Below are 26,046 nucleotides of genomic sequence, written 5' to 3' on the forward strand. Positions count from 1 at the left end.
GTCAGAACACCGTTTCCTCCAGTCGGTCCACGAGCGCGGGGTGGTCGAACACGCGCCGGACCGCGTCGAGCATCCAGGTGGCCACCACGAACTGGACGCGCTTCTCGGTCCGCGTCTCCCCGGGGTTGCTCGACAGGTGGTCCCTGATCCGGTCGTACTGTTCGCGGACCGGCGAGACGGTCGACACCTCCCCGCGCCGCTCGCTCAGGAACGCCTCGGTCTCCTCGAGCCGGTCCGCCGTCAGCCCGCGGTGGTCGGCACGCTCGGCCGCCACCACCGCGATCAACTCCTCAAGCATCGCAGTTCGTTGGTCGTCGCCCTGCCCCGAACGCCGGCTGCCGGCGCGTCGGCCGGACCCGCGGCCGGACCGTCCGTCGGCCCCGCGACCGGAGCGCCGGTCGCCACGACCACGTCGTTCGTCGCCGCTCCCGCCGTCGCCGCTCCCGCCGTCACCGCTTCCGCCGTCGCCGTTCTCGAGGACCGCCGGATCGCCATCCCAGCGGATGCGCTCGTTGCGCAGCGCGGAACACGCGCCGAACAGGTCGACGTTCTGCTTCGTCGTCATCGCGTCGCGGGTGTACTCGATCGCGTCCGCCACCGCCGAGAGGACGGCCTCCGTCACCTCGTCGGGGTCGACGCCGTGTTCGACGAACAGCAGCCCCTGGTCGGGGAACGCCGAGAGGAGATCCAGCGTCGCCGTGAGCACGCTCCCGTAGTAGTACTGGATCGCGCCGTCGCGGTTCGACCGGGTCAGGTCAGCGATCTCCTCGTTGAGCTCGTCGATCCGGGACCGGTACGGCGCGAGATCGAAGTCGAAGTTCCCGTCGATCGAGACGCGCCGCGGCTCGTCGGGCACCACCGCGACGTCCTCCTCGTCGACGTCGACGATCGCGTCCGAGGTGAACGACGCCGTGACCCGGTATTCCCCGATCACGAGGTCGTCGATCGTCACCTCCCCGTCCGCACCGCTGCGCGTCTCCGTGCCGCCGTCGTTGGCGCGTGGGAACTCCCCGGCCGGCCGGATCGACACGGGAACGTTGCCCGCGGCTTGCCCGTCGATGCTGGTTTCGACGGTGAGCGTGCCCGTCTTCGGCGCCAGCCCGATCGACTGCTGGAGGCCCGTCTCGGCGGGCTCATAGCGGTCGTGTTCGACCTCGAGGGTCACGGAATCGGGGTCGACCGACGGCGGCAACTCGATGGTCGTCGTGCCGTCATGGTCGGTTCGCAGCTCGTCGCCGTCCACGTCGGTCGTGATGACGTCCTCCGGCGTCAGACAGCGGATCTCCGCGTCAGCGATGCGTTGGTCCTCGTCGCGGGCGCTGTGGACGGTGATCGTCCCCTGCTGGGGCGGCACCTGCACCCGGATCGACTCCTGGCCGCTCGGGAGCGTCGTGCCCGTGTCGCTCCCGTCGACGCTCACGTAGTACTGTTGGCTCGGGACGTGAACCTCCCCGCCGCCGGCGATCTGCTTCTTTTGCGGCTTCATCGCGTTCGCCATCCGGCCGGTCGGCTCGAAGACGACGGTTCGCGTCGCGTCGACGGGGTCGCCGTTGGCGTCGACGAGGGCGACGTCGACCGACGTCATGCTGCTCCCGCCGCCGGGCGACCCGGCCCGACCGCGTCCGCCGGAACCGTCGGATCCGTTTGAGTCGCTCGAGCCGGTCAGTTTGAGGACGACGATCCCGCCCATAACGACCACGGCGAGGAAGGCGATGATGAACTGCCCGATCATCGAGCTGAAGAACGACGTCGCCATCCCGACCAGCCCGAGTCCTCCACCGACGCCGCCGGTGAGGGGTTCGACGTCGGTGTCGGCGTTCGCCGACCCGCCGATCGACGCGGCGGCGGTCGCGTTCTCGTCGGTGACGATCAACAGCTCGTGGCCGCCGCCGGTGAGCGCGTAGCCGGCCTCCGGGAACGCAAGCGTTCCGTTCTCGGCGTCCGCGGGGACGTCCTCGATCAGGACGAGCTTGCGTGATCCGTCGTGCGCCCAGGAGACGTAGACGTCGACCGGCAGCGACGAGGCCTGACTTCCGTTCCCGTCGCTCTCGTTACCGCCCCCGGCCGTTCCGCTCTCCCCGAGCGCGTCGCCGAGTCCGTCGACGGTGACGATGGAGGTGTTCGCGTCCAGGCTTGCGTCGAGCACCGAGCTCTCGATCGTCGTCGTCCCCGAGCCGATCGTCCCGCCGTCGCCCTCGATCGTGACCGTCGCCTCGGAGCCCGGTGCGCCCAGCACGAGGTTCCCGGCGGAGAACCGTATCTCCCCGCCGGTCTCGGCCGTGACGCGGCGCGTCGTGGTCGGGGCCCGGTCGCCGATCGTTCCCTCGATCGTGACGACGTACTCGTCCCCGCTCACGATCAGCGGGTGCATCACCGCGATCTCGTCGCCGTTCAAAAGCACGCGCGGATCGCCGGCGATGGCCGACGGCGAAACCGTGACCGGGGTACCGACCCGGGGAGCGTCAGCCGCGTCGGCGGCGCCGATCTCGACGTCCTCGCCGGTCCGTATCAGCGAGTCGAAGCCCGACGAACGGACGAACCGGAGCCGGTCCGGCCCGTCGTCGCCCGCCGGACCGATCCGGGTCGCGTAGACGTTCGCGTTCTGATCGCCCGCCGAGAGGGAGAAGAGCAGGTCTCCGTCGAGTCCGACCGACTGCTCGATCGGCACGACGAGCCGGTTCTGATCGTCGAAGGCGGCGCCGTCGCTCACGAGGTCGACGTACCACAGGTCGCCCTGGCCGTCGCCGAGCAGTTCTCCGTCGGCGCTCCGCGTGACCTCGACCGTCGCGTCCGAGAGGTCGCCGAAGGACCGCTCGGTCAGGTCGACGTCGTAGGTGTAGATTCCGTTCTCCGTCTCCTCGAATTCGAGGTTCTCGTAGGGTTCGGCGTCGGCGACCGTGACGGTCACGTTCGTGTCGTTGCCCTCGAAGGCGGCCTCGGAGACGGAGACCTCGAGGGTCGTTCCGTCGAGCGTGAACGAGAGGTTCGACCCCCGATACGTGTCGTTCGCTTCCACGGCTGTCGGTCCCGGAGTGCCCGTCGCGTCGATGGCTGCGATGTCGGCCGCCCCGACCGACGATCCGGTCGGTCCGGCCGCCGCTCCCGGGACGGGCGATCGATCGCCCGCGTCGACGCCGAGCGCCGCTCCGGCGACCGGCGCGATCGACAGCGCCGCGACGACCAGGAGGGTGAACGCGACCGCGTCGATGCGTGTCCGGGTCCGCGTCATTCACTCCTCCAGGAACCTGATGTACTCGTCGAGGTTTTCCTCGATCCGGTCCATCTCCTCGGCCGCGATCGACGCGTTGCCGAGCCGGCGGCCCCGCTCGAGCCGGGTCTTGTGCGTCTCGAAGGCGTCCCAGGAGCGGTCGAGCAGCGGCTCCAGGTCGAACCCGCCCAAAAGCAGGAGGACGTCGACCTTGCCGCGGGCGCCGTCGGCGATGGAGACCGTCGACATCCCCGGCGCGTTGATCCCCCGCTCCCGCTTCCAGGACTCGAAGGCGGAGTTGACCGCGTTCTCGCTGAAGTCCTCGTCGTCGGCGAGCCCGCGGGGAACCCGCACGATCGCGAACGCCGTCTTCGTCGTCGAGACGTCCATCGGCACGAAGGCGTTCTCCGCGGCCTTCTCGAACATGTACTCGATGTCGTAGACGTTCGCGTTCATGTCCGTCGCGATGGCGGGCGTGAAGTGGTAGGCGCCGATCTGGGAGGGGACGCTCACGTAGTCCTGCACGTCGATCACGCCCTGGGTCTCCCGCCCCGCGCTGATCATCAGGTCGAACGCCTCGATCAGTCGCTCGTTGACGACGTCGTTCGGATGGCTATGTGCGTCGTCGTCGCCACCCATCTGGGCGATGTGGGTGTTCGCGCCAAGCAGGACCATGTCGGCGTTCTGGGTTCCGTCGGGCATCCGGAGGAGTCGAGAGAGTCCACAGACCGCGTTGAACTGCTGTTGGGGCGGCTCGTCCTCGTAGGGCCAGACGCCGATCGCCGCGTGGATGACGTCCTCCATCCACGGCTCGTAGGCGTCGCTGTCGCTCCCGTTCTTGAACGTCCGGATCGTGTAGGGGATCGACCCGTTGCCGGTCCCGCCGCCGAGCGTCGCGATGTGCATGAACGCGTCGGCGGTCGGCACCACGCCGCGGATCGAGCGGATGATCTCGTCGATGCTCTCCTCGGCGAGCCGCTCGCCGTCGGCGAAGACGTTGCCCGCCCCCTCGTCGCTGCCGAAGACCATCGCGTGGTCGCCCAGCGAGTCGGAGTCCCCGAGGTTGTTCTCGAGGCGGTCGATCGTGTTCCGGATGTCCGTCCGGTTCGTGTTCATCACGAGGATCCGGTCCTCGACGCCGGGGTTCTCCCGGCGGTTGAAGAACTGCGAGGCGATGCGGCCGCCGCCCTCGCCGGATGCGATGACTGCCCAGCGCGTGTACGTGTCGGTTCGTTGTTGTCGTGACATGCTCTCTCCTTCGGTTACGCCACCTTCGTCACTTCGGTCTCATCGCACTCGACGTCCGAGGCGACGGGCGATTCCTGGAGGGTGTCGACGATCAGCTCGTCCGGCGCGGGCACCGCGAGATACCGGTTGCGGATCTGCGTGTAGGGGATCGACTCCCCCTCGGCGAGGTTGTGCCGGACGATGTTCGCGATCCGGTTGCCGAACTGCTCGCCGTCGTAGACCAGGACCTCGCCGTCGGCGCGCGTGGCGGTCAGTCCCTCCTCCTCGGCCCACAGCGCGAGCAGACACGGCAGGAACCGGTCGCTCATCGGGAAGTCCATCGACGTCGAGAGGTACTCCGTCTCGCCGTACTCGGACGCGAAGAGGTCGCGGGCGTCCGGCAGCGCCTCGCGGGCGTCGTCCTCGATCCCCGAACAGACCTCCTCGCGGAGCTCGATCTCCGGGATCGTCGCCTCCAGCTCCAGGTCCTCGTCGACGACGACCTCGCGCTCGACGGCCCCGTATCCCTCCTCGGTCGTCGTGACGGCGAGGTCGTACTCGCCGTAGGGGACCTCCTCGAAGGTGAGGACGTCGAGGAGGTGGGTCTCGATCGTCCGCGACTCCTCGAGCGAGCCGCCCGCGAGCGAGACGTCGATCCGCCGTTTGGGCCCGCCCTCGTCGAAGCCGGCCTGCACGGCGACGTCGTAGGCCTCGCCGAAGTCCTCGGCGACGAGCGCCGGCGTCGCGGGCTCGTAGCTGACGTCCTCGTGCAGATCCGCGTACAGCTCCAGGAACGCGGCCGTCTGCTTGACGTGGAGGTCGTCGCCCGCCACCCGGCCGGTCGTGCGCAGCGTCTCCGTGATGTCGTCCTCGACCGTCCCGTACGCCTCCGCGACGGCCGCCTTCTCCTCGACGGCGTCGATCGCCGCCGACAGCTCGCCCGCGGCGTTGAGCCAGACGGACCGGTATGCGTCGAGGTCGCTTGCGGCCCGCAGGTCGCTCACGTACGACTCGTCTGCCGCAGACTGGTACTCGTAGTAGTCGTCCGGCACGTCAGCGTTCGCGAGGATCCGGAGGTGCTCGTCGAGCTCCGTGCTCATCGACTCGATCATCTCCGTGCAGATGGAGCGCGTTTCCTCCGTGAGCTCACGGACCCGCGCCATATCGAGCGCGGAGTCGACCGCATCGAGTTCCTCGTGAACGTCCTCGAGGTCCTCCAGGAGGGTCGGCGAGACGTAGTCGGTCACCACCGACGAGGCGGCCGTGTCGACGAACGATTCGAGGCTCGACCGCTCGCTCTCGAAGTCCGTCGAGAGGTCGCGTTCGAGCTCGTCGCGCGCTTCGAGCAGCGCGTCGGCCACGGCGTGATACTCGCCCGCGGCGAGCGCGTCGTCCGCCCGACCGACGCCCCGATCGATCGGGTCGAGGGGGGCATCGGTCGCCTCGGCGATCGCGTCGAGCTCGGCGGCGGCCTCGTCGATCGCTGCATCCATCGCCGCTTCGGCGTCGTCGAGCGCGTCGAGCAGCGCCCCGAACGAGTTCCCCTCGGGCGCCTGCGGGTCCCGAACGCCGTCGACCAGCCCGGCGTCCTGGAGGCGACGCTGCGCGTCCGCGCAGTCGTCGAGCTTCGTGTTGACGTGCGTCCGTGCCGAGTCGGCGATCTCCGATCGCAGCTCGGAGACGCGGTCCTCGAGCCGTTCGAGATCGCGGACTTCGCCGGTCCCGGTCACCTCGAAGCGGTTCGCCGCCCGGTCGAACTCGACGCCCGACTCCGCGAGCTGGTCGAGCAGATACGACACCTCCTCCTCGATCGGGTCGGTGTCCCACGCCGACAGCTCGCCGGCGAGCCGGTCGTACTCACGGAGCAGGTCCCTGACGTTTTCGCCGACGCGTTGGGCCTTCCCCTCGAAGTACTGGGTCGTCCCGCCGCCGCCGGTCGCGCCCGACTGCCGGGCGTAGACGATCGCCGCGCCGATCACGACCGTCGGGATCCCGACGATCAGGGCGTAAAAGCCGATCTCAGAGCCGAAATACCAGAACGCGCCCAACCCGAGGACCGTCGTCACCAGCACGATGCCACCGATCTGTAGCGTGTATCGAACGTTGTTCTTCATAGGAGCACCTCCAGGAGCGTCGATCCGAGCAGGACCGACAGCACCGTTCCGACGATGACGCCGAGGGCGGCGATGGCGAACGCCTTCTTCAGATCGCTCCAGCCGTACTCCACCGAGCTCCGTCGCCGGCGTTCCCGGCGGATCGACTCGAGGTCACGTTTCGCGATCCAGTTGCCGACGCCGCCGCCGACCGCGCCGAACAGGAGGAACGACCCGAGCAGCGCGCCGATGGCGGTCAGCCTCGCGGTGCGGGCCTCCGCTTTGGCGGCGGCGAGGTAGCGATCGACCGACGCGTCCAGCGTCGCGAGCGTCCGCTCGTGGTGGGCTTCGTGCCGGACGAACCCCTGTGCCGCGCCGGCGGTCCCGTCCTGGGCGGCGAGGAAGAGCGCGGCGGAGAGGTCCTCGCCGGTGGCGTTGACCTCGCGTCGCGTCTCGCTCGCCGCCGTCACGTTGACGTCTGCGCTCGTCGGCGACGACGAGTCGGCTGCCTCCGAGAGGGTCGACCGGAGATCCGCCGCCCCGGTCAGCGACCGGTTGTACGCCGACAGCTCCGCCGCGATCGGCCCGTCGTCGTCGCTTCCCGCCACGAACCGCAGGGTGACCGGATCGTCGAGATACGACAGCGTCGTCCGCTGCGGCGTCACGATCGTCAACGTCGGCCCCTCGACTCCCTGGCGTTGCTCCTCGAACGTCGCGATGTCGCCCTCGAAGGCGACGTCCCCGGTCCGAACCGTGTAGTGATAGTCGCCGGACCCCTCGATCGACAGTTCTTCGGCGTCCGCAAGGGTCCACGCGTCACCGGCCGGCTCCTCGCCGCTTCCCCCACAGAACACGACGCGTGCCTCCGTTCCCGGATACAGTGCGACCGTGTCCCCGGGGCCGATCACGTCGCCGTTCTGGAGCAACAGCAGCAATGAGAACTCGCTCGTCGCCTCGTCGCTCGAGCACGCCGTGTTCGCATCCTGATAGCCGACGTCGGCCGCGACGCCGGCGACCGCGCCGCCGGTCGCCAGGGCGACGACGAGCCAGCAGGCGACGAGGCCGGCCAGGACCCGGGATCGCGTCGCACTCATCGGTCCGTCAGTCGGACCCGCCGGTCCTCCGGTCGCACTCATCGGTCCTCCACCTCCTGATGGTACGCGCGGAGGCCGCCGATCACCGAGCCGGCCGCGATCCCGAATCCGGCACCGGCGCCGACCAACAGCGGCAGCTGCTCGGCAAGGGCGACCGCGGCCCGGGCCGTCGCCAGCCGCGAGGCGGGGTCGCTGCCGGCCGCCAGCGGAACGAACAGCAGGACCGCGACGACGGCTGCGCTGCCGAGTACGATCGCGATGGCGAACTGGTAGGCGGGACGGTCAGGCCGCTTCATACGTCTCTGCTATCTCCTCGATCTCCCGGATCCGGTCGAGGTCGGTTCGCTCGAACGTGTACACCGTCGTACACGACACGAGGTTGCGGCTCGTGGGCACCATTCCGAGGTTGACTTCCGAACAGTGCTCGTTCAGTCGGCGACGGACCTCCGAAATATCGATCCGATACTCGGGGTCGGCGATGTACTGCCGGGGCGCACGGACGTGGCCGATCGCCTTCTTCGCGTCCCCGAAGGTGACGTCGTCGACGCTCTGTTTGGCCTGTGCGAGATACGCGAGCTCGGCCGCGTCGACCTGCTGGTCGCCGATGAACGGGAGGAAATATCCCGGCAGCGACTTCGTCATCTCGATCGACCGGCCGATCGTTCCGTACCCCGGCTCCCCGTCGGGACCGGCGCCGAACGACAGCGAGGTGACGATGTCCTGAATGTCGATGATCGGCGCGTCGATCTCGTCGTACTCGCCGGGATCGATCCGCTCGACGACGGGGCCCGACACCAGGTCGACGACCGACCCGGCGACGTACTCGTTGTACTCGGCGAACCGGCCCTCGGCGGAGTCCTCGTACCCGAGCCGCTGGTTGTCGACCAGCAGGACTCCGTCGACCGTCTCCTCGAGCCGGTCGAGCCCGTAGACCGCGTTCGAGGCCTGCCGACCGGCGCTTATCGTCTCCTCCTCGTCGTCGCGTACGTGGACCGACTCCTGCGTGTTCGGCACCACGGCGACGGCGATCACCTTGACGTCGCCGGCCGCGTACCGGCGGATCGCGTCCACGACGTGCGGGGCGATCCCGCAACCCGTGCCGCCGCCGAGCCCGAGAAAGACGAACGCGAACGGCACGTTGCCCTCCTCGCCGAATCGCTCCTCCAACATCGGCACGAGCTGCCGGCCGTGCCGTTCCATCACGTCGTTCGCGCGTCGCGGTCGTCGTCCGAATCCGCCGGTGACGACCTCCTCGAACCCCGCCTGGGTCCCCGGGACCAGTCCGTCGGTCTCCGAGACCCCTATCCACTCGTCGTCGTCGATGTTGGAGAGGTTCTCGAGGTCGCGCACCGTGGAGTTCAACGCGAGCGGTGCCGCTTCGATGCGGATGCCCTCGTGGGCGAACACCTCGTCCACCAGGGCGCTGCCCGCCTGTCCCGTACCCACGAATAGATACACCATACCCGAAAGTCAGCTAATATGTCTGGCAACACCCACATATATCTTCCGAGTGTGGGAGTACAGTTCCCCGCCAGTGTCAGTCGGTTTCGCCCACGGTCGCGGACCGGCGACCGTCCGCATCGGCGGGCCGCCGATCACCCACGGAGGCTTCGCAACATCACGCTGTACTGGTTCTGGTCGTAGAGCCCCTCGACGTGATCGATGACGGCCTCCGTCACCGTACAGATCCCGGCGGCTCGATCCGGCTGCCCGGCGTTCAGCAGGTTCTCGGCTTCCGTGAGGTTCGTGTCCACGACCGACAGGAAGTACAGCGGGATGCTGTGGTTGTGGTCGGACCGTTCCTCGACGTAGTCGGTCTCGATCGCCTCGCGGCGGTCGCGAAGCGACGCCACGCGGTCCTCGACGGCCGCCGCGTCGGCTCCCGGTCCTGGGACCCTCCCGGTTCCGTCCAACGCGCCGAGGAGCTGACGGTCGTAGAAGGTCAGCTCCTCGTGGGCCGCGAACAGGAGGACGCGGTTCGTCTCGTCGATCCGGTCGAGACGCGACTCGAGCTCCTCAACGCGCTCCGCCAGCCGATCCGCGACCGGCCCGTCGTGGTCCGCGAGCCGGTCGTCGATCGTTCCGACGAGCGCGGAGACGTCGTCCGGGTCGACGCTGTCGAGCATGCTTCGGGCAGTCGCCATCTCGTCGAGTCGCGTCGCCGCCGTCTCCAGCGCGTCTGCCGCCGGATCGGTTCGACCCGCTTCGAGCGCCTCGAAGAGGTCGCGTGCCTCGCGCGACCGCGGCGTCGCGGACTCGCGGGCGCGCCTGACGGCGGTCCGTACGTCGTCCTCGCTGGCGTCCGTTTCGGTCGTCCCGTCGGATCGAGGCGCGTCGGGGTCCGCGTCCCGGGCGAACGATCCCCGGCTCGAGTCGGCGTCGAATCCGGAGTCCCGTTCGCGGACCTTCCGCGTCGCCTCGCGGACGCGGCGGTCGAGGTCGTCGTCCTCGTTCACCTCGACGTCGACCGCCGTGAGCAGCTCCGACACCGCCTCACGAAGTCGATTGCGATCGCTTTCCTCGCGTCGCCGTCGGCGCGACCGGGACCGTCGACGCTCGGCGAGATCGGCGACCGAGTCGATCCCGTCGGTTCGATCGACGACGTCGCTCGCGCGCTCGTGCTCGTCGAGCCGGTCGAGGGCCTCCCGCAGCGTCTCCTCGATCCGCGATTCGGAGGCCCGCCGTGCCCCGGCCAGCTGGTCGAGCAACCGGCTGGAGACCGACGCGCTGGGGCGGACGTCTCGGGAGACGCTTCGGGCCGCCTGCCGCACCGTTTCGGCCTCGGTTGCGTCCCTGTCGCGTCCGCCACCGCGACCCGGCGTCGCCGCCTCGATCCGGATGCGGTCCGTCTCGAGGGCCCGGCGCAGCGACTCGGCTTTCGAGACCGGGTCGGAGTCGGGCGACGGGCCCCGGGAGTCGGGGAGGTCGGCGGCGGACACGATCCGGTCGATCGACGTCCCCAGCGAATCGAGCCGTCGTTCGACGTCCGTCGCCGAGGGGGATGCGCCTAGCCGGTCCGCGATCCGGTCGATGTCGTCGCCGTCGTCGCTCGACCGGTCGAAGAGGCCGAGCAGCACGATCGGCAGGATGCTCGTCGTCATCGGCGTTCAGGCCATGTTCTCCCGGCCGAGACAGGAGAACAGGGGCTCGACGTACTCCCAGACCTCCCGGAGGTTCTCCGCCTGCTGACTGTTCCCCTCCTTGATGTTCTTGGCGTGTTCGTACATCCGCTCGAGCGAGGGCATCCGCGGATTCCACAGCGTTCCCCACAGGTAGACGTCGTCGAGGTCGGGGGTGACGAGCTGTTCGACGTGGATGTCGACCGACTCGGTCCCCGGCTGGTTGGCGGCGTCGAGGAAGTCCTCGCTCGCGAGGATGTCCCGGGCGACGCCGTCGGAGACGAGCCGGGAGACCTCGCCCATCTTCCGTTCGGGACCGTACAGCAGGAAGGTACCGCCCCACGCCGTCTCGGGGTCGAACTTCGCGAGCCGGTTCTGATACAGCGCGTTCGAGATGAGCGTCTCCAACTGGGAGCGGTTGACCGTCTCGCCGCGAGCGCGCCCGAGCACCGGCGCGAGGATAACCGCCGGCCGGTGGTCGGCGTCGAGATCGAGCGGATACTTGTCCTCGACGGGGCGGAAGCTGTCCGCGACGTCGAAGACGTCGCCGTGGATCGACATCGACGCGTCCTGCTTGACGAACTGCGGCGTCGACGACATCGTGAACGCCTCGAGGAAGGCCACGAGCGGCCGGTTGAGGTCCGCGTAGTGGGGCGGGTTGTACTCCTGGAGCCCGTCGATCCGGGGCGTGATGTCCGCGCCGGCCGCCTCGAGCCGCTCGTTGTCGAACGGGACGATCGCGTCGACTGCGGCCGACATTCTGGCAAGCCCCACGACGCCGTTCACGCGCGCTTTTCCGCCCGACATCCCGTCGTTGCCTCCCTCGGAGGGGATCACGACGGCCGAGATGAGCGCCTTGGAGATGACGTAATCGTTGTTGAGCACCTCCTCGCGGATCTTGCGGGCCAGCACCGGCGTGGAGCCGCAGCCGGTGCCCTTGGTGACGCTGTGGACGAACATGATCGCCTGCGCGTCCTGGATCGTCTGGGGGTCCATGTCCCACCGCTCCCGGAATGGGTTCCGGCCGTCCTCGAAGTCCCGCTCCATCACCTGTTTGCCGTGGTCCCACCGGCGACCCATCCCCTGGTAGCCGTGGGCGCCCTGGCCGATGATCGAATTCATCATCAGCTGCTGGCGCGAGTAGCCCCGCTCCTCCTGGGCGTAGTAGGTCTGTTCCAGCTCGGCGATGTTCGTGTTGAGGATGCCGTAGCCGGCCAGCCCCCCTTCCCAGATGAGCGCGCGATTCTCGTTGTTCCGGCGCAGCGTGTCCCGGCGCAACAACACCGCGTCGAGGATGTTGTTCCCCGCGCCGCCGACGCCGATCATGAACCACTTCTTCCCGTAACTGTCCTCGAAGTCGACGTCCGATTCGACGTCGGTCGGCGGATCGGGATCGGGGTCGGAACCCGACTCGGCGGGCGGGCCCGTCGGCGCATCGATGGGGTTCCCGGTCGCCGCCGACTCCGTCGTCTCGTCCGCGGCCGTATCCGTTTCCGTGCCCGGATCGATGACCGGGTCGCCGTCCTCGAAGAGCCGTTCGTACCGGTCGGCGTAGACCGCGCGGATCGCCGGCTGTTCGTCCCGGTGTGTGGCGAGAAGGTGCTCGTCGAGATCACCCTCCTCCCACTGTGTGTCGGATAGTGAGCAGATCTTACAGCGCATGGACCCGTTCGTACCCTATATCTGTCAGGACGACAGCTTAAGTGTAGGGGAACTCCGCACTCCCGCAGTCATCCGTCCCGTTGGCTCCCCGGCTCGTTCGTTCCGTTGGCTCCCCGGCTCGTTCGTTCCGTTGGCTCCCGACTCATCCGTACCGTTCCGTGAACCGCTCGCGAGCCGTTCGGATCGCGGTCGTCGCCTGCCGCTCGTCGGCGACGACCACCTCGAAGAACGCCGGCGGCTCGGGGTCCTGGAGATTCACCTCGCTCATCAGGTCCGACTGGTTGCGGAGGAACCGTTCCACGTTCGTGAGCATATCCGGATCCGCGATCGTCGGGGGGAGGTCGGCGATCTGGTACTGGACCCGTGCCCCGTCCGTGGACCGGGCGTGTTCCTCGAGTTCACGCAGGAAGTACAACGCGGCGTCGAGCACCTCCTCGGGCCGTTTAGCGGGGGCGTCCCGGTCGTCCCCGTCGGCGTCACTGCCGAGGGCACCGCCACGATCGGTCGTGCTGGGGTCGGCCGTCTCGCGGTCGGCGCTCCCGGCGACCCCCCGTCCATCCGATCCGTCCCCCGCGGACGTGCTTCCGGTCCCCGCGGACGTGCTTCCGGTCGCGCCGCCGGGACCGGTCGTTCCCCTCGTGCCGGTCGGCGAGTCGAACGCCGATCCGGTACCGTCATCCCCGTCGCCGATCCGAACCCTGTCGCCCTCGACGCTGACGGTGACGTCGTGTGCCTCGGCCATCGCCTGGGCGACGGGGGCGACCGCGTCCGGATCCACCGTCGTCGGAACGTCCACGCTGGAGCCGCCGTGTCGGACGCGGCCGTCGAGGGCACGGAGGAACTCCGCGGCCGTGACGAGGCGTTCGCTCTCCTCGTCGGCCCGGTCGAGCAGCCGCTCGCACTCGTCGAACCCGCAGTCGTGGAGCGAGTCGGTGGCGTCGGAGAGCGTTCGCTCGATCGCGGTGCGTCCCGTGATCGACTCCACGCGGTTCTCGACGAGGACGCCGCGTGCGCTCGACCGAACCGACTCGGGGAGCCGGTCGAGCTGCTCCTCGACCGTCTCGAGCCGCGACCGAACGCGCTCCATCGTCGCGTCGGCGCGCTCCTCGCGGTCCGCGAGGAACGACTCGGTGCGGTCCAGGTGGGCGGTCGCCGCGCCGATCGCCTCGCCGACGTCGGGGAGGGGAGCACCGCTCTCGAGGCGGCGCTGGAGGACCCCGTTGAGGTCGTCGGTCCTGACGGCGTCGCCGTCGGGCGGCAGCGACACCTCGCGGTACTCCGCGGGGAGGTTCGCCAGGGTGTAGGCCCCGCCGTACCGCGATCGGACCGTGACGTCGCCGAACTCGGTGCGGACGCCCGAAACGACGCGTCGCCGGAGTTCGGACGCGATCCGGTCGACCTCCGTCTCGGGGTCGAGCGAGTCGACCCGCGATTCGAGGTTCGAGACCTCCTCCCGACGCCGGTCGGGGTCCTCGATCCGCTGGATGCGGTCGACCTCCGTGAGGAGCTCGTCACACCGGTCGTGGAAGCGATCGGCCGCCGATTCGGCCTCGCCGACGCCGGTCGGCGCGACCGTCTCGAGGGCGTCCAGCGATCCGATTCGCTCCTCGAAGGCGGTCTCGAAGCGCTCCCGGGCGTCGCCGATGCGCGCCTCCTGTTCCCCCAACCGACCGGAGGTCTCCTCGAGGACCTCCTCGGACCAGTCGTGGATCCACGCGGCGGAGCCGACGAGCGCGGTCGCGATCACGGGGATGGCGAAGAAGCCGACGAGCCGTCCGGTCCCGACTCCCGACCCGAACAACGCCGAGTAGACGCCGAAGAACAACACGAGATAGAGGATCGACGCGAGCCCGGCCGCGCCGAACGCGAGGTCCCGGTGGTCGAGGACGATCATCGCGGCGCCCTGGACGATCCACGCGATCGTGATGAGGACGAACAGCGCCGCGACGAGCGACGGCTGGTCCTTGAACACCTCCGCGGCCTGGAAGACGACGTCGATCGAGTAGATCGGGTCGAGCACGCCGCGGAGCCCGAGCGTCTCGGAGGTCCAGTCGAGCAGCGACAGGATCGTCTGCACGAAGGTCACGAGCAGCGGCACCCCGGCGATCCCCCACGCGACGATCGAGACGTCGAGGTCGTCGAGACCGGACCCGGAACCGATGTCGGCCTCGAGGTCGAGATCCGTCATTATCTGGACAAGACGGGCGGTGGATATTAAAGGTGTGTTGACGGTCGGCGTCGATCACTCGTGGGCGGCGTCCCACTCCTCGGGCTTTCGCATGTTGCCGCACTCGTTGCACTCGATCCGTCCCATCGTGTCCATGGCGGTGTCGAGGCTCCCACAGTTCCCGCAGAGGAATCCCCAGCGGTCCTCGCCGCGCTCCGTGGCGTAGGCGATATAAAAAGGTCCCTCGCTTCCCCGGTCGCCGGCGGTACGATCGACGTAGACCCGATCGCCGTCGGGCGACGTTACGGCTTCACGTTCCATACGGGGCGATACTGGAGCGGTGATATAAACGGTGACGTCTCGGGTGGACCGATCGAGGTCGACCGAAGTTGACCGAGATCGACCGAGATCGACCGAGATCGACCGAGATCGACCGAGATCGATCCGGGCCGATCCGGGCCGATGTCGGTGACTCGGGGCGGAGCGCGATTACGTTCGGAACGACTCCCCGCAGCCGCACTCGGAGACGACGTTGGGGTTCTCGACGTGGAAGCCGGCGGCCTGGAGGCCGGCCTCGTAATCGAGCGTACTGCCGCCGATGTAGTTCTCGCTTGCGGGGTCGACGAACACGCGGAGCCCGTGTCGTTCGACCACGAGGTCGTCCTCCTCCGGCTCCGTGTCGAACCGCATCCCGTAGGAGAGCCCCGCGCAGCCGCCCTGCTGGACGAACAGCCGCAGTCCGCCGACGTCGGCGTCCATCCCCTCCTGACGCATCAACTCGAGCGCCTGTTCGGCGGCGCCCGGGGTCACCTCGACGGTGGATCCGGATTCCGCGTCGCCGTCGGCCGTCTCGGTACTCATACGAAAACGTTCGGGGTCGAGGATAAAAACCCTGGCGCTCGTTCGAGGCGAGCGGTCGATCCGCCGCCCTCGGCGACGACCTCTCCGTCACGCCGCGAAACCGTGCCCGTCCGTGTCGCGTGTTCGTCCCGGCCGGGCCACACGGTCGTCCCCACCCGCGCCGCGTGTTCGTCCCCGGCCGTTTAAATATCGAGGGGCACTCGTTTCGAACACCGATGGGCATCGATCCGAACTTCGAAACCAACCGCGAGGACGTGGGCGAGGAACACGAGGTCACCGTGTGGGGGCCGACCGACCCGCCCGAGGAGCTGGGGATCCGGGGCACCCACGTCGCGGTCGATTTCGACATCTGTCTGGCCGACGGCGCGTGTCTCGAGGACTGTCCCGTCGACGTCTTCGACTGGGTCGACTCCCCCGGCCACCCCGAGAGCGAGCGCAAGGCGAACCCCACCGACGAGGAACAGTGCATCGACTGTATGCTCTGCGTCGACGTCTGCCCGGTCGACGCGATCGACGTCGATCCCGGCCGCGAAAACCGCGTCTGAGTCGCTTCGAACCCACGATCTCGTTTTACTTTTCGTTCAATTGAATCTCACCGGCTGATCGCCATTTCGGCAATCGATGGATCACCGCATCCGCCCGGGAGTCGCCACGTTCGGTCGCGTCTCCGACCGCTCCACGTATTTAAACTGATGAACCAATAAACAACGGAAACCATCCCGAAATACATCACTTCGGCGGTCGTTCGATCACGATCGGCATCGAATCCGGATGGATCCGGATCGATCCGGATCCATATATACCGGTTGGGTACCGTATATATACGCCAACCGAAACGATTACTTGAACAGCTATTCAATTAATCTCCGATGGCACACGCGACACAACGGCTCCGGCGCTACCTCGAGGACGAACTCGAGGAGTGTCGGAGCGAGGACGTCGACCGGCGTTTGGCGGAGCTCGGTACGCTCGAGGCAGCGCTCGGAGGCGAGCGGGTGGAGGCCGAGTTGGACGTCCTCTCGGCGCTGGCGGCCGAAACTCGATACACCCTCGCTCGCGTCCTCGTGGCGGCCGAGGAGGAGCTGTGCGTCTGTGAGCTCAACGCGGTCGTCGACGTGAGCGAGAGCGGGCTCAGTCACGCCCTCTCGACGCTCGCCGACGCGGGGCTCGTCACCGGCCGGACGGACGGGCGCTGGCGAAAGTACCGCGCGACCAACCGCGCGGTGGCGCTCGTGACCGTTCTCGAGGGTTGCGTCGACGCGGACACGAGCGGTTCGGGCGACGACCCGGGAGCCGCGATCGACGATGCCTGAGGCCGTCCACGATCACGGCCCGAACTGCGGCTGTGAGGCCTGCGGCGACCCCCGGTCGATGGATTTCCTTGACAAGTACCTCACCGTCTGGATCCTCGGGGCGATGGCGGTCGGCGTCGGCCTCGGATCGGTGGCACCTCGAGTCACGCAGCCGATCCAGAACTACCATCTCGTCGAGATCGGGCTGATCCTGATGATGTATCCGCCGCTGGCGAAGGCGGACTACTCGCGGCTGCCGACGGTCTTCAGCAACTGGCGCGTGCTCGGCCTCAGTCTCGTCCAGAACTGGCTGATCGGGCCGACGCTGATGGTCGGGCTCGCGATCGTCTTCTTCGGCGGCGTCGTGCCCGGCCTGCCGGCCCGTCCGGAGTTCTTCCTCGGTCTCGTGTTCATCGGGATGGCCCGATGCATCGCGATGGTCCTCGTCTGGAACGAGCTCGCGGACGGATCGACCGAGTACGTCACCGGCCTCGTGGCGTTCAACAGCCTCTTTCAGATCCTCACCTACGGCGTGTACGTCTGGTTCTTCGCGCTGGTGCTTCCGCCGTTGCTGGGCCTCGAGTCGCTCGCAGCCGGCATCACGACCTTCGACGTGACGCCGATGCAGGTGTTCCGTGCCATCGTCGTCTTCCTCGGGATCCCGTTCCTCGGCGGCTTCCTGACTCGGTTCGTCGGCACACGTCGCAAGGGGACCGAGTGGTACGAGGAGACCGTGGTCCCCGCGATCGACCCGCTCACCCTGATCGCGCTGCTGTTCACGATCGTCGTGATGTTCGCCACCCAGGGCGGCGCCATCGTCGCCGCGCCGGCCGACGTCCTGCTGATCGCCGTCCCGTTGACGATCTACTTCGTCGTGATGTTCCTCGTGAGCTTCGGGATGGGCCGGGGGATCGGCGCGGACTACTCCACGACGACCGCGATCGGCTTCACCGCCGCCTCGAACAACTTCGAGCTCGCGATCGCCGTCGCGGTCGCCGTCTTCGGCGTCGGCTCCGGTGTCGCCTTCGCGACCGTCGTCGGCCCCCTGATCGAGGTGCCCGTCCTGCTGGCGCTGGTGAACGTGGCGCTGTTCTTCCGGCGGCGGTTCGACTGGGACGGCTTCGACGCCGGCAGCCTGGAGGCGCCGGCGACCGACGACTAGCGGACACAAACAGCACGCTGAAACAACTGCTATGCCCACCGAACCCGACTCCACCGACCGAACCGCTGCATCGAACGGCGCAACCGACTCCACCGACCGGATCGACGCCGCCGACCCGATCCGCGTCGCGTTCATATGCGTTCGGAACGCCGGCCGGTCCCAGATGGCGACCGCCGTCGCGGAGCGCGAACGCGAGCGCCGCGGGCTGACGGATCACATCGAGATCGTGACCGGCGGCACCGAGCCCGCCGACCGCGTCCACGAGGAAGTCATCGAGGTGATGACCGAGGTCGGCATCGATCTCTCGGACCGGACGCCCCGGAAGATCACGATCGCGGAGCTGCGCTCCTGCGACTACGTCGCGACGATGGGCTGTTCGACGCTCGACGTCGGCGAGCTCGGCCCGGACGCCGACGTCGACGTCCGCGACTGGGCGCTGCCGGATCCCGACGGGGAGGAGCTCGATCGCGTACGCGAGATCCGCGAGGAGATCGCCGATCGCGTCGAGGACCTTTTTAAAGAGATCGCCGACGGGACGGACGCGAGTTCCACCGACGTCGACGCGGCCTAACGCCCTGAAACCGGCCGTTCGACGATCGGAAACGGTGGCGTCATTTAAAAGGCGGCGTCGAACGCCTGCTGGAGGTCCGCCTTCATGTCGTCGACGTGTTCGATCCCGACGGAGACGCGGATGAGCCCGTCCGAGAGCCCGGCCGCGAGCCGCTCCTCGCGGGGGATCGCGGCGTGGGTCATCGCGGCGGGCTGTTCGATCAGACTCTCGACGCCGCCCAGCGACTCCGCGAGCGTGAACACCTCGGTCTCGGAGACGACCGTCGAGCCCTGCTCGAGGGTGCCGTCGAGCTCGAACGAGAGCATTCCGCCGAAGTCGTCCATCTGCTCGCTCGCGAGCTCGTGTTGCGGGTGGCTCTCGAGGCCGGGGTAGTACACCCGCTCGACCGCCTCGTGGTCGTCGAGCCACCGGGCAAGTTTCATCGCGTTCCCGCAGTGGCGGTCCATCCGAACCGGGAGGGTCTTGATTCCGCGGAGCACGAGGAAGCTATCGAAGGGACCGGGCGTCGCGCCCACCGAGTTCTGGTAGAACCCGAGCTTCTCGTCGAGGCCCGTCCCGTCGACGATGAGCGCGCCGCCGATCGTGTCCGAGTGGCCGCCGAGGTACTTCGTCAGCGACTGGGAGACGACGTCGGCTCCCAGCTCCAGGGGGCGCTGGAGATACGGCGTCGCGAAGGTGTTGTCGACCGCACACAGCGCGTCGCCCTCGTGGGCGATCTCGGACAACGCCGCGATGTCGTTGACGTTCATCAGGGGGTTCGTCGGCGTCTCGACCCACACGAGCTCGGTCTCCGGACGCATCGCGTCCGCCACCGCCTCGTGGTCGGTCGTGTCCACGAAAGTGGTCTCGACGTCGTACTGTTCGTACACCTGCGTCAGGATGCGGTGGGTCCCGCCGTAGACGTCGTCGCCCGCGACGACGTGGTCGCCGGACTCGAGCAGGTTGAGAACGGTGTTGATCGCCGCCATCCCGGAGGCGAAACACCGCGCGTGGGTCCCCGACTCGAGGTCGGCCAGGTTCTCCTCGAGGTCGGTCCGCGTCGGGTTGCCGGTGCGGGAGTACTCGTAGCCGCGGTGTTCTCCGGGGGCGTCCTGTTTATACGTCGAGTTGGCGTGGATGGGCGTCATCAGCGCGCCGGTCTCCGGATCGGGCTCCTGGCCCGCGTGGATCGCCCGCGTCTCGAACCGGCGGTCGGTCCGGCCGCCGTCGGTTGCCTCGGCGTTGCTCGCGTCGCCGTCGGTCACGTCGCTGCCGTCGGTCACGTCGCTGCCGTCGGTCACGTCGCTGCCGTCGGTCACGCCGTCGCCGTCCGCCTCGCGATCGGTCTCGTCGCTCATACCGGACCCTGGTCGGGCGGCCGTGTGACTCTTGTCCTTTCCGTCCGCGTTTGCCGTCGTCTCGGTCACGGTCTCCGGGTCGTGATGGGGGTCGGTTTGCCGTCTCGAACGGTCCGATCACTCGTCGATCGTGATGTTGGCGTCCATTTCGACCCCGTCGTCGGGGATCTCGACCCCATCGTCCATCGGGATCGGGTCCTCGGTCTCCTGGGAGACGGAGACGATCGAGCTGTCGGTGATCCACAGTCGGGCCGCGTAGTACGCGCCGCCGAACTCGTAGTGGCTCCGCCATCCCGCGGCGTCGAGTTCGGCCGGGATCGTTCGGTCCCCGAACTCCAGCCGGGAGAGCACGGCGTCGAAGGCGTCGGAGATCGGTTCACGCTCGTGGTATCCCTCCGCAGTCAGCGAGGTCGCGATCACGTCCCGTTGGGGAGCGGAGAGCGATCCCGGGTCGAAACTGGCCGCGACGTGTTCGGACTCGAGACGCGTCCGGAACGTCTCGGGATCGTCCGTTACCGGATCGAGAGCGTGGACGTACCGGGTCGTGCCGACCGTTTGCGGTGCCACGTGCAGCCGTACCGGCAGCTCCGCGGGAACGTCCCCGTCGGCCGTCGTCTCCGCCGTCGCCGGATCGCTTGCAGGGGCCGCGGTCGTGACCGGATCGGCCACCGCGGCCGGGTCGATGAGCGCGTGCCGGAACGGCGGGTCCGGCACCAGGTCGCTCGCGTCCGGGTTCAGGGGGTCGAAGAAGACGACGCCACGGCGGTATGCCCGGGTTTCGGACTGGTCGCGTCCCTCGCGGCGTGCGATCACGGCGGCGCGAGCGATCCGGTCGACGATCCGGCGGTCGGTCGCCGAGAGGTCGGCTCGGGGCCTTTCGGCGACCGTGGCGTCGGCGGGGCGCTCCGGGAGCGGCTCCATCCAGACGACCCATCGATCGAACGTGGCCGGTTCGGCGGCAACGCGGATCCGGTGATACGTCCCGTCAACGGCAAGGTAGGCCGGGACGTACCCGTCCTGTCCGCTCGGCAACGCCTCGAGGAGCGGCTCCTCGAGCGTCGTGACGCGACCGGTCTCACGGAGCGTTCGGATCAATCGGTCGACGGCGACGCGGTCGTAATGAAACGCGTCCGACCGCCGCGGCACGCCGAACAGGTCCGTCAGGGTCGTTCCGTCGGCCGGAGCGCTTCGAAAGGCGTATCGGGTGGTTCCGAGGCGGTCGCATCCGGCGATCGACGTCCCCGCGGCGACGCCGATGGACGCGAGGAGACGACGACGGGTCACGCCGGAACGAGACATACCCGAGGCAGTCGAGTCAGGGCTAAAGGTCTTTCCCGCCGGCGACTGAATGACCGCCGGTTCCGCGCCTACTCGATGATCTCCGATCCGCCGGGCGGGAGGAACTCCTGGATCAGGTCCGCGCTGGCGACCTTCCGGACGAACGACTGGTCGGCGAACCGCTGCTTGAACTCGCGATAGACCATCATCGCCGCGTCGTTTTGCGCGTACATCCCCGGCTCCAGCTCGACGTTCGTCGCCACGCGGTCGCGGATCGCCGACGGCGGCCCGCCGATCACCTGCGTCACCGGTTCACACTGGACGCCGACCGCGACCCGACAGGGGACGTCCTCGAAGTACGTCCGGTCGCCGCGGATCGCGAACCCACCCTTCTCGAGATATTCGCCGCTCTCGGGGGTCTTCGAGACCTGGTCCGGGTCGACCATGTACGCGTCGCCGGCCCCGCGGCCGTCCTTCCAGTCCGAGGAGTACGCGACCGCGAACTGCGCGGCCTCCTCGAGGGTCGCATCGGGGAAGTCGACCGGCTCCGAGGGCTCGGAGGGGCCGGACGCCTTCAGGAGCGTGACCGGGCCGCCGTGTGCCTGCGTGTGGAAGAAGCGGTCGTGTGCGTTCATGTACTTCTTGACGAGCTCCTCGTTCTGGTCGGCGTTTCGCCCGCCGATCACGAGGAAGTCGTCCGACGTTCGGAACCACCGGAACCGCTCGTACCAGTCGTCGGTCGTTCGGATGGGGATCGAGGATCGCGAGAGCCAGTCGATCTCGCGGTCCGCCTCCCCGCCCGTGTCGTCGCCGCTCTCGGCACCGCCGTCGTCCGCCTCCGCGTTCGCGTCGGCCGGGTCGTCGTCGGTCGCCTCCCATTCGGCCTGTCGCTCGCGAACCGCTTCGAGCTCCTCGCGGGTCGACTCGATGGCCTCCTGTGCGCCGGCCTTCTTGCCCTCGATCCGCTTCGCCTCCTGATAGAGCCGGTCGGCGTTCACCTCGACGCCCGCCGTCGCGTCCAGCTCGACCGTGGCGTCGTCGAGCCGGATCGTCACGGTTCCCTCGCTGCCGTCGACGTCCTCGACCGCCTCCGCGGCCGGAATGTCCCGTTCGGCCCCCTCGGCGAGCGTCTCCGCGATCGCGTTCCAGCTCAGTCCCTCCTCGCGAGCCGACTGGACCGTCGAGAGCACCTCGTCGACGAGGTCGTAGTTCGCGTACAGCAGCTCCGCACGCTCGCGCTCCGCGGCGGCCTGCTCCTCGAACCCCTCGATCGCCGACTCCTGCTGTTCGATGATGCGCTGCTGTTTGGCGATCTCCGCCTCGAAGTCCGGCTTTTCGGGCTCCACCGCGCCGGTTCCGCCGTCCTCGCCGCCGCCGTCGCCGTCCCGGTCGAACCGGTAGAAGTACTCGTCGAGGGCGGCGTTGAACGAGTCGAATCCCTCGCTCGGCAGGTCCTCCCGTTCGGCGAGCGGGAACGGCGTCACGTCGACGACCCGACCGTCCTCCTCGTACACGCGAGGGTCGAACTCGCCGGATCGAAGGCGCTCGTCGATCCGGGCGATCGCGTTATGGAGGTCGCGGTAGACGGATTCGTCGGCGTCCGGGATGGCGAGCGTTTTCTGCACGCCCGCCCGCGAGCAGACCTCCTCGGCGTAGAGCCCGCCGAGGTTCAGCTGCGTCGCGAGGGTGCGCACCACGTCGGTGTCCGACTCGTTCATCCGCCGCGAGAAGGTCTCGAGGGAAACGTCGAGCGGATTGAGCCGGGAGGACGGGTACTCGTACTGGGCCCCCGGCGCGACGGTCCGGGACTTCAGTCGAACCGTCGAGAGCGCCTGGACGACCTCGCCGGTCTCGTCGAGCACCGCGACGTTCCCCTGGCCGAACAGCTCCGCGACGATCCGGGTGTCCTCGTCGCCGCGTTCGAACTCGAAGGTGAGGATCCGGTCGAACTCGTACTGCTCGACGCCGACGAAGTCGGCCCCCGAGAGCCGGTTCCGCAGCATCTTCGCGAAGTTCGGCGGACGTCCCGGCGCGTCCGGGACGTGCTCTGCGTCCGCGACGTGGGCCCGCTTGCACTCGTCGACCTCGATCAGCAGCTCCACGCGACCGTGATCGAAGTCGCGGAGCTTCAGCCGGAGGAGGCTCTCGGGATAGAGATAGGCCTTGTCGACCTTCGCGCCCGCGTACCGCCCGAGCTCGGTGACGAGCGCGCGCAGGTCGATGCTCGACAGTTCCCGTTTCGGTTCCATACCGGACCCACACGCGGCCGCGGAAAAGGCGTGTCGTCTCGTTGCTCGGCCAGTTCGCCGATCATTTCCCAGTGTGCCGCGAACCAGTACGCCTCCGTTTCACCGACCGGTCGTACCGATGTCGGCGACGTGAACGGGTTGTTCGGTGTTTCAAGTCGAGTGATTCGATCGATAGCGTCGAAATCGTCGTCGAACGAGTAGAGGTATTCGAGATCTTCCCGTTCCATATACGCCGCAATGGTCGCATCACCGAACGATAGTCCATCGTGCATCTCGAAGAGTTCCACGGCGCGATGGAAATCCGCCTACGAGGAGTGGACCAGTTCGAAACCCGCCGAGTCGGTCAATCGAGAGCGAAGATCGACCGCGATGTCGTGGCGTTGACGGAGCGATGCAGGGATGGGAACCATCCCCCGGTCGCTGACCGTGGTTTCCTCGGGGGTGTCTCCAGCTGCCATACTCAGGAATAACGGGTCTCCAGTGATAGATATTGCGCCGTATGGGATGGAGGTGTGGTCTTGCCGAATCTGCTCCCGACGTCCTCACGCGAGCTGCGTGGTGAGGTCCGTCGTGGAGACCATCCCGACGTAGTCGCCGTCGGCGTCGATCACCGGAAGATGTTTGATCCCGAAGGTGGTCATCATCGCGGCCGCCTCCGTCAGCTCCTCGGCCGTGGTGATGCGCTCAACCGGTGCCGTCATTACGTCCGCGACCGTGGCGTCCTCGAGGTCGGCGCCATCGGCGACGGCCTCGACCACGTCCGTGGTGGTGACGATCCCGGCGTCGACCCCCGGGACGAACAGCGCGTTGATGTTCCGGTCGCGCATTCGCTCGGCGGCCTCCCGAACGCTCGCGTCCGCTGCGATCGTCTCGAGCGGGGACGTCATCACGTCCGCGACGAGGGTCTTCGTGGTGGATGCCATGGCTGATCACGGGCCGCCCCGCGCTTGTGCCTTTCCCTCGCGTGGTCGGGTCGCCCGCTGCTTTCTTCCGCCGCGGTCACAGTCGCTTCGAGACGTAGGGGCCGTCCTGGTGATAGCCCAGCTTGTCGCGGTAGTACTGTCGGGCGCCGATCCCGGAGATGACCGCGACCTTCGGGAAGCCGGCGTCGCGCGCCAGCTCCTCCGCGTGTTCGATGAGCCGGCGCCCGTACCCCTTGTGCTGCCAGTCGCTGCCGCCCGCGCCCGCGTCCTCGCCGATCGCCGCCTCGCTGCCGTAAACGTGGAGCTCGCGGACGATCGCGGCGTCGGCCAGCTCGCGCCGGACCGGGTCGGTTTCGGTGCCCGGCGTGCCTGGCTGGCCCGCCGCGTAGGAGGGGAACCGGAGCCGGCAGAAGCCGACGAGGAGGTCACGGACCGGGTCCTCGAACGCGATGAAATGCTCGGTCCCGCCGGCGACCTCGTAGGTCGAGACCGACAGCTCGATCGCGTCCGGGTCCGGGTCGGCGTCGTTCATTCCGACCTCCCGCGACCGGACGTCGCGGATCTCGATGCCCTTCTCCGCGGCCCGCTGCTCGGCGAGCTGCCGGAGGTTCGACTTCCAGACGCCCGCGTCGATGAAGTCCGCCGGAATGTCCCGCTGGACGCGCTGGAGCCGGGTGTACTCCGGGATCTCGCCCATGATCTCGGCGATCAGATCCGCCGCCGCCTCGTTGTCGAGGGGCTCGTACTCGTCGTTGTACCAGCTGTCGTACACGCGGGTTCCCCGAACCACGAGCGTCGGATAGATCTTCAGGTAGTCGGGCCGCCAGTCGGCGTTCCCGAAGAGCTGCCGGAAGTCCTCCAGGCACATCTCACGGGTCATCCCGGGCTGGCCCGGCATCATGTGGAAGCCGACCTTGAAGCCCGCGTCGCGGAGCCGCCGGTTGGCGTCCCTGGAGGCCTGCGTGCCGTGGCCGCGGTGCATCTCGCGGTTGATCCGCTCGTAGGTCGTCTGGACGCCCACCTCGACCTTCGTGCCGCCGAGATCGAGCATCCGGTCGATCTGCTCGGGGTCACACCAGTCGGGCTTCGTCTCGAAGGTGGTCCCGATGTTGCGGATTTCGTTCGTCTCGTTCTCGGCGATCACGTCCTCGAGGTACCGGAACTCGTACTCCTCGGGATCCTGCGCGAACGACTCGCCCTCCGCGGGTTCGGGGTCGGCCTCGAGGTCGTAGTCGTTCATGGCCTCGAGGGCGCGCTTGACGAACCACTCCTGGTAGTCGTGCGAGCGGGCCGTCATCGTCCCGCCCATCAGGATGAGCTCGACCTTGTCGACGGGGTGGCCGATCGCCCGGAGCTGTTCGAGCCGGAGGGTGACCTGACCGTATGGGTCGTAATCGTTCTGTTCGCCGCGCGCGGCGGCCGGCTCGTGGCCGGTGTACGACTGCGAGGAGGAGAACTCCGAGGCCGGCCCGCCCGGACAGTAGAGGCACTTTCCGTGGGGACACAGCTCCGGCGAGGTCATAATTGCGACCGGGGAGACGCCGGAGGCAGTCCGAACCGGCTTGCGGCGCACGACGCGTTCGACCTCCTCGCGGGCCTCCTCGGGGGCGTGATCGAGGATGTCGGTGTTCTTCGGCACCTTCGGCGAGGAGTGGGTCGAGCAGACGTCGAGCTTGGCGGATTCGAGGTCGTCCCGACCGATCTCGCCGGCGACGATCCGTTCGGCGAGGTCCTCGCAGGCGGCGACGAACGCCTCGGGAGCGTCGGCGGATCCCTCGCTCGGGGCGTCGGTACTCATTGTGC

22 protein-coding genes are annotated in these 26,046 nt (G+C 68.3%); 4 read left to right on the plus strand and 18 right to left on the minus strand.

Going from position 1 to position 26,046, the window contains the following annotated elements; translation table 11 throughout:
• Position 1: 1 nt before the first annotated feature.
• The 11 genes from CPZ00_RS02465 to CPZ00_RS02515 form a co-directional block, all read right to left on the minus strand.
• Positions 2-3,229 carry a hypothetical protein gene (locus tag CPZ00_RS02465; RefSeq protein WP_096389353.1) on the minus strand — a complete coding sequence of 1,076 codons (3,228 nt, stop codon included), beginning with the start codon at positions 3,227-3,229 and terminating at the stop codon, positions 2-4.
• The gene (locus tag CPZ00_RS02470) at positions 3,230-4,456 is read right to left on the minus strand and encodes an FtsZ/tubulin family protein (protein ID WP_096389355.1); all 1,227 of its coding nucleotides are present in this window, start codon (positions 4,454-4,456) and stop codon (positions 3,230-3,232) included.
• Positions 4,457-4,470: 14 nt separating this feature from the next.
• Positions 4,471-6,549, minus strand: coding sequence for a hypothetical protein (locus CPZ00_RS02475; protein ID WP_096389358.1), 2,079 nt, complete (start codon positions 6,547-6,549; stop codon positions 4,471-4,473).
• Positions 6,546-7,664, minus strand: coding sequence for a hypothetical protein (locus CPZ00_RS02480; RefSeq protein ID WP_172861751.1), 1,119 nt, complete (start codon positions 7,662-7,664; stop codon positions 6,546-6,548). Before CPZ00_RS02480 ends, CPZ00_RS02475 begins: the two co-directional genes overlap by 4 nt.
• Positions 7,661-7,918, minus strand: coding sequence for a hypothetical protein (locus tag CPZ00_RS02485; protein ID WP_096389365.1), 258 nt, complete (start codon positions 7,916-7,918; stop codon positions 7,661-7,663). Before CPZ00_RS02485 ends, CPZ00_RS02480 begins: the two co-directional genes overlap by 4 nt.
• Positions 7,905-9,068, minus strand: coding sequence for an FtsZ/tubulin family protein (locus CPZ00_RS02490; RefSeq protein ID WP_233255121.1), 1,164 nt, complete (start codon positions 9,066-9,068; stop codon positions 7,905-7,907). The genes CPZ00_RS02485 and CPZ00_RS02490 overlap by 14 nt, the downstream gene beginning before the upstream one ends.
• A gap of 149 nt (positions 9,069-9,217) precedes the next feature.
• Positions 9,218-10,723 carry a hypothetical protein gene (locus tag CPZ00_RS02495; protein WP_096389371.1) on the minus strand — a complete coding sequence of 502 codons (1,506 nt, stop codon included), beginning with the start codon at positions 10,721-10,723 and terminating at the stop codon, positions 9,218-9,220.
• A 6-nt stretch (positions 10,724-10,729) separates the two neighbouring features.
• On the minus strand, positions 10,730-12,403 hold the full coding sequence (locus tag CPZ00_RS02500; protein WP_096389374.1) for an FtsZ/tubulin family protein: 1,674 nt from the start codon (positions 12,401-12,403) through the stop codon (positions 10,730-10,732).
• Positions 12,404-12,545: 142 nt separating this feature from the next.
• Entirely contained in the window at positions 12,546-14,591 is a 2,046-nt protein-coding gene (locus CPZ00_RS02505) for a hypothetical protein (RefSeq protein ID WP_199243379.1), read from the minus strand.
• Between the two features lie 54 nt (positions 14,592-14,645).
• On the minus strand, positions 14,646-14,891 hold the full coding sequence (locus tag CPZ00_RS02510) for a DUF5816 domain-containing protein (protein ID WP_096389376.1): 246 nt from the start codon (positions 14,889-14,891) through the stop codon (positions 14,646-14,648).
• Between the two features lie 168 nt (positions 14,892-15,059).
• Positions 15,060-15,431, minus strand: coding sequence for a HesB/IscA family protein (locus tag CPZ00_RS02515; RefSeq protein ID WP_096389379.1), 372 nt, complete (start codon positions 15,429-15,431; stop codon positions 15,060-15,062).
• Between the two features lie 215 nt (positions 15,432-15,646).
• Here CPZ00_RS02515 and CPZ00_RS02520 point away from each other — a divergent pair, with 215 nt between their 5' ends.
• The 4 genes from CPZ00_RS02520 to CPZ00_RS02535 all read left to right on the plus strand — a co-directional run bounded on the left by CPZ00_RS02520 (position 15,647) and on the right by CPZ00_RS02535 (position 18,456).
• Positions 15,647-15,976, plus strand: coding sequence for a 4Fe-4S dicluster domain-containing protein (locus tag CPZ00_RS02520; protein ID WP_096389381.1), 330 nt, complete (start codon positions 15,647-15,649; stop codon positions 15,974-15,976).
• Positions 15,977-16,300: 324 nt separating this feature from the next.
• On the plus strand, positions 16,301-16,744 hold the full coding sequence (locus tag CPZ00_RS02525) for an ArsR/SmtB family transcription factor (RefSeq protein ID WP_096389384.1): 444 nt from the start codon (positions 16,301-16,303) through the stop codon (positions 16,742-16,744).
• Positions 16,737-17,885, plus strand: coding sequence for an ACR3 family arsenite efflux transporter (gene arsB, locus CPZ00_RS02530; RefSeq protein ID WP_096389387.1), 1,149 nt, complete (start codon positions 16,737-16,739; stop codon positions 17,883-17,885). The genes CPZ00_RS02525 and arsB overlap by 8 nt, the downstream gene beginning before the upstream one ends.
• A 31-nt stretch (positions 17,886-17,916) precedes the next feature.
• Positions 17,917-18,456 carry an arsenate-mycothiol transferase ArsC gene (locus tag CPZ00_RS02535; protein WP_096389390.1) on the plus strand — a complete coding sequence of 180 codons (540 nt, stop codon included), beginning with the start codon at positions 17,917-17,919 and terminating at the stop codon, positions 18,454-18,456.
• A gap of 44 nt (positions 18,457-18,500) precedes the next feature.
• On the opposite strand, the gene CPZ00_RS02540 is transcribed toward CPZ00_RS02535, so the two are convergent.
• From CPZ00_RS02540 to CPZ00_RS02560, 7 genes are all read right to left on the minus strand, one after another.
• Entirely contained in the window at positions 18,501-19,718 is a 1,218-nt protein-coding gene (locus CPZ00_RS02540) for a cystathionine gamma-synthase (protein WP_096391564.1), read from the minus strand.
• Between the two features lie 192 nt (positions 19,719-19,910).
• Positions 19,911-21,092: a hypothetical protein gene (locus CPZ00_RS02545; RefSeq protein WP_096389392.1), complete on the minus strand. Its 1,182-nt coding sequence runs from the start codon at positions 21,090-21,092 to the stop codon at positions 19,911-19,913.
• 68 nt (positions 21,093-21,160) lie between these two features.
• Complete coding sequence (rqcH, locus tag CPZ00_RS02550) at positions 21,161-23,302, minus strand: ribosome rescue protein RqcH (RefSeq protein WP_233255155.1); 2,142 nt, start codon at positions 23,300-23,302, stop codon at positions 21,161-21,163.
• Positions 23,200-23,607, minus strand: a complete 408-nt coding sequence (locus CPZ00_RS15815; RefSeq protein WP_269845484.1) for a PIN domain-containing protein — start codon at positions 23,605-23,607, stop codon at positions 23,200-23,202. The genes rqcH and CPZ00_RS15815 overlap by 103 nt, the downstream gene beginning before the upstream one ends.
• 18 nt (positions 23,608-23,625) lie before the next feature.
• Complete coding sequence (locus CPZ00_RS15530; protein WP_172861711.1) at positions 23,626-23,778, minus strand: hypothetical protein; 153 nt, start codon at positions 23,776-23,778, stop codon at positions 23,626-23,628.
• A gap of 84 nt (positions 23,779-23,862) precedes the next feature.
• Complete coding sequence (locus CPZ00_RS02555; protein WP_096389398.1) at positions 23,863-24,243, minus strand: CBS domain-containing protein; 381 nt, start codon at positions 24,241-24,243, stop codon at positions 23,863-23,865.
• A gap of 76 nt (positions 24,244-24,319) precedes the next feature.
• Entirely contained in the window at positions 24,320-26,041 is a 1,722-nt protein-coding gene (locus CPZ00_RS02560) for a tRNA uridine(34) 5-carboxymethylaminomethyl modification radical SAM/GNAT enzyme Elp3 (protein ID WP_096389400.1), read from the minus strand.
• Between the last annotated feature and the right edge of the window lie 5 nt (positions 26,042-26,046).

The organism is Halopenitus persicus, assembly GCF_002355635.1.
Taxonomy (GTDB): Archaea; Halobacteriota; Halobacteria; order Halobacteriales; family Haloferacaceae; genus Halopenitus; species Halopenitus persicus_A.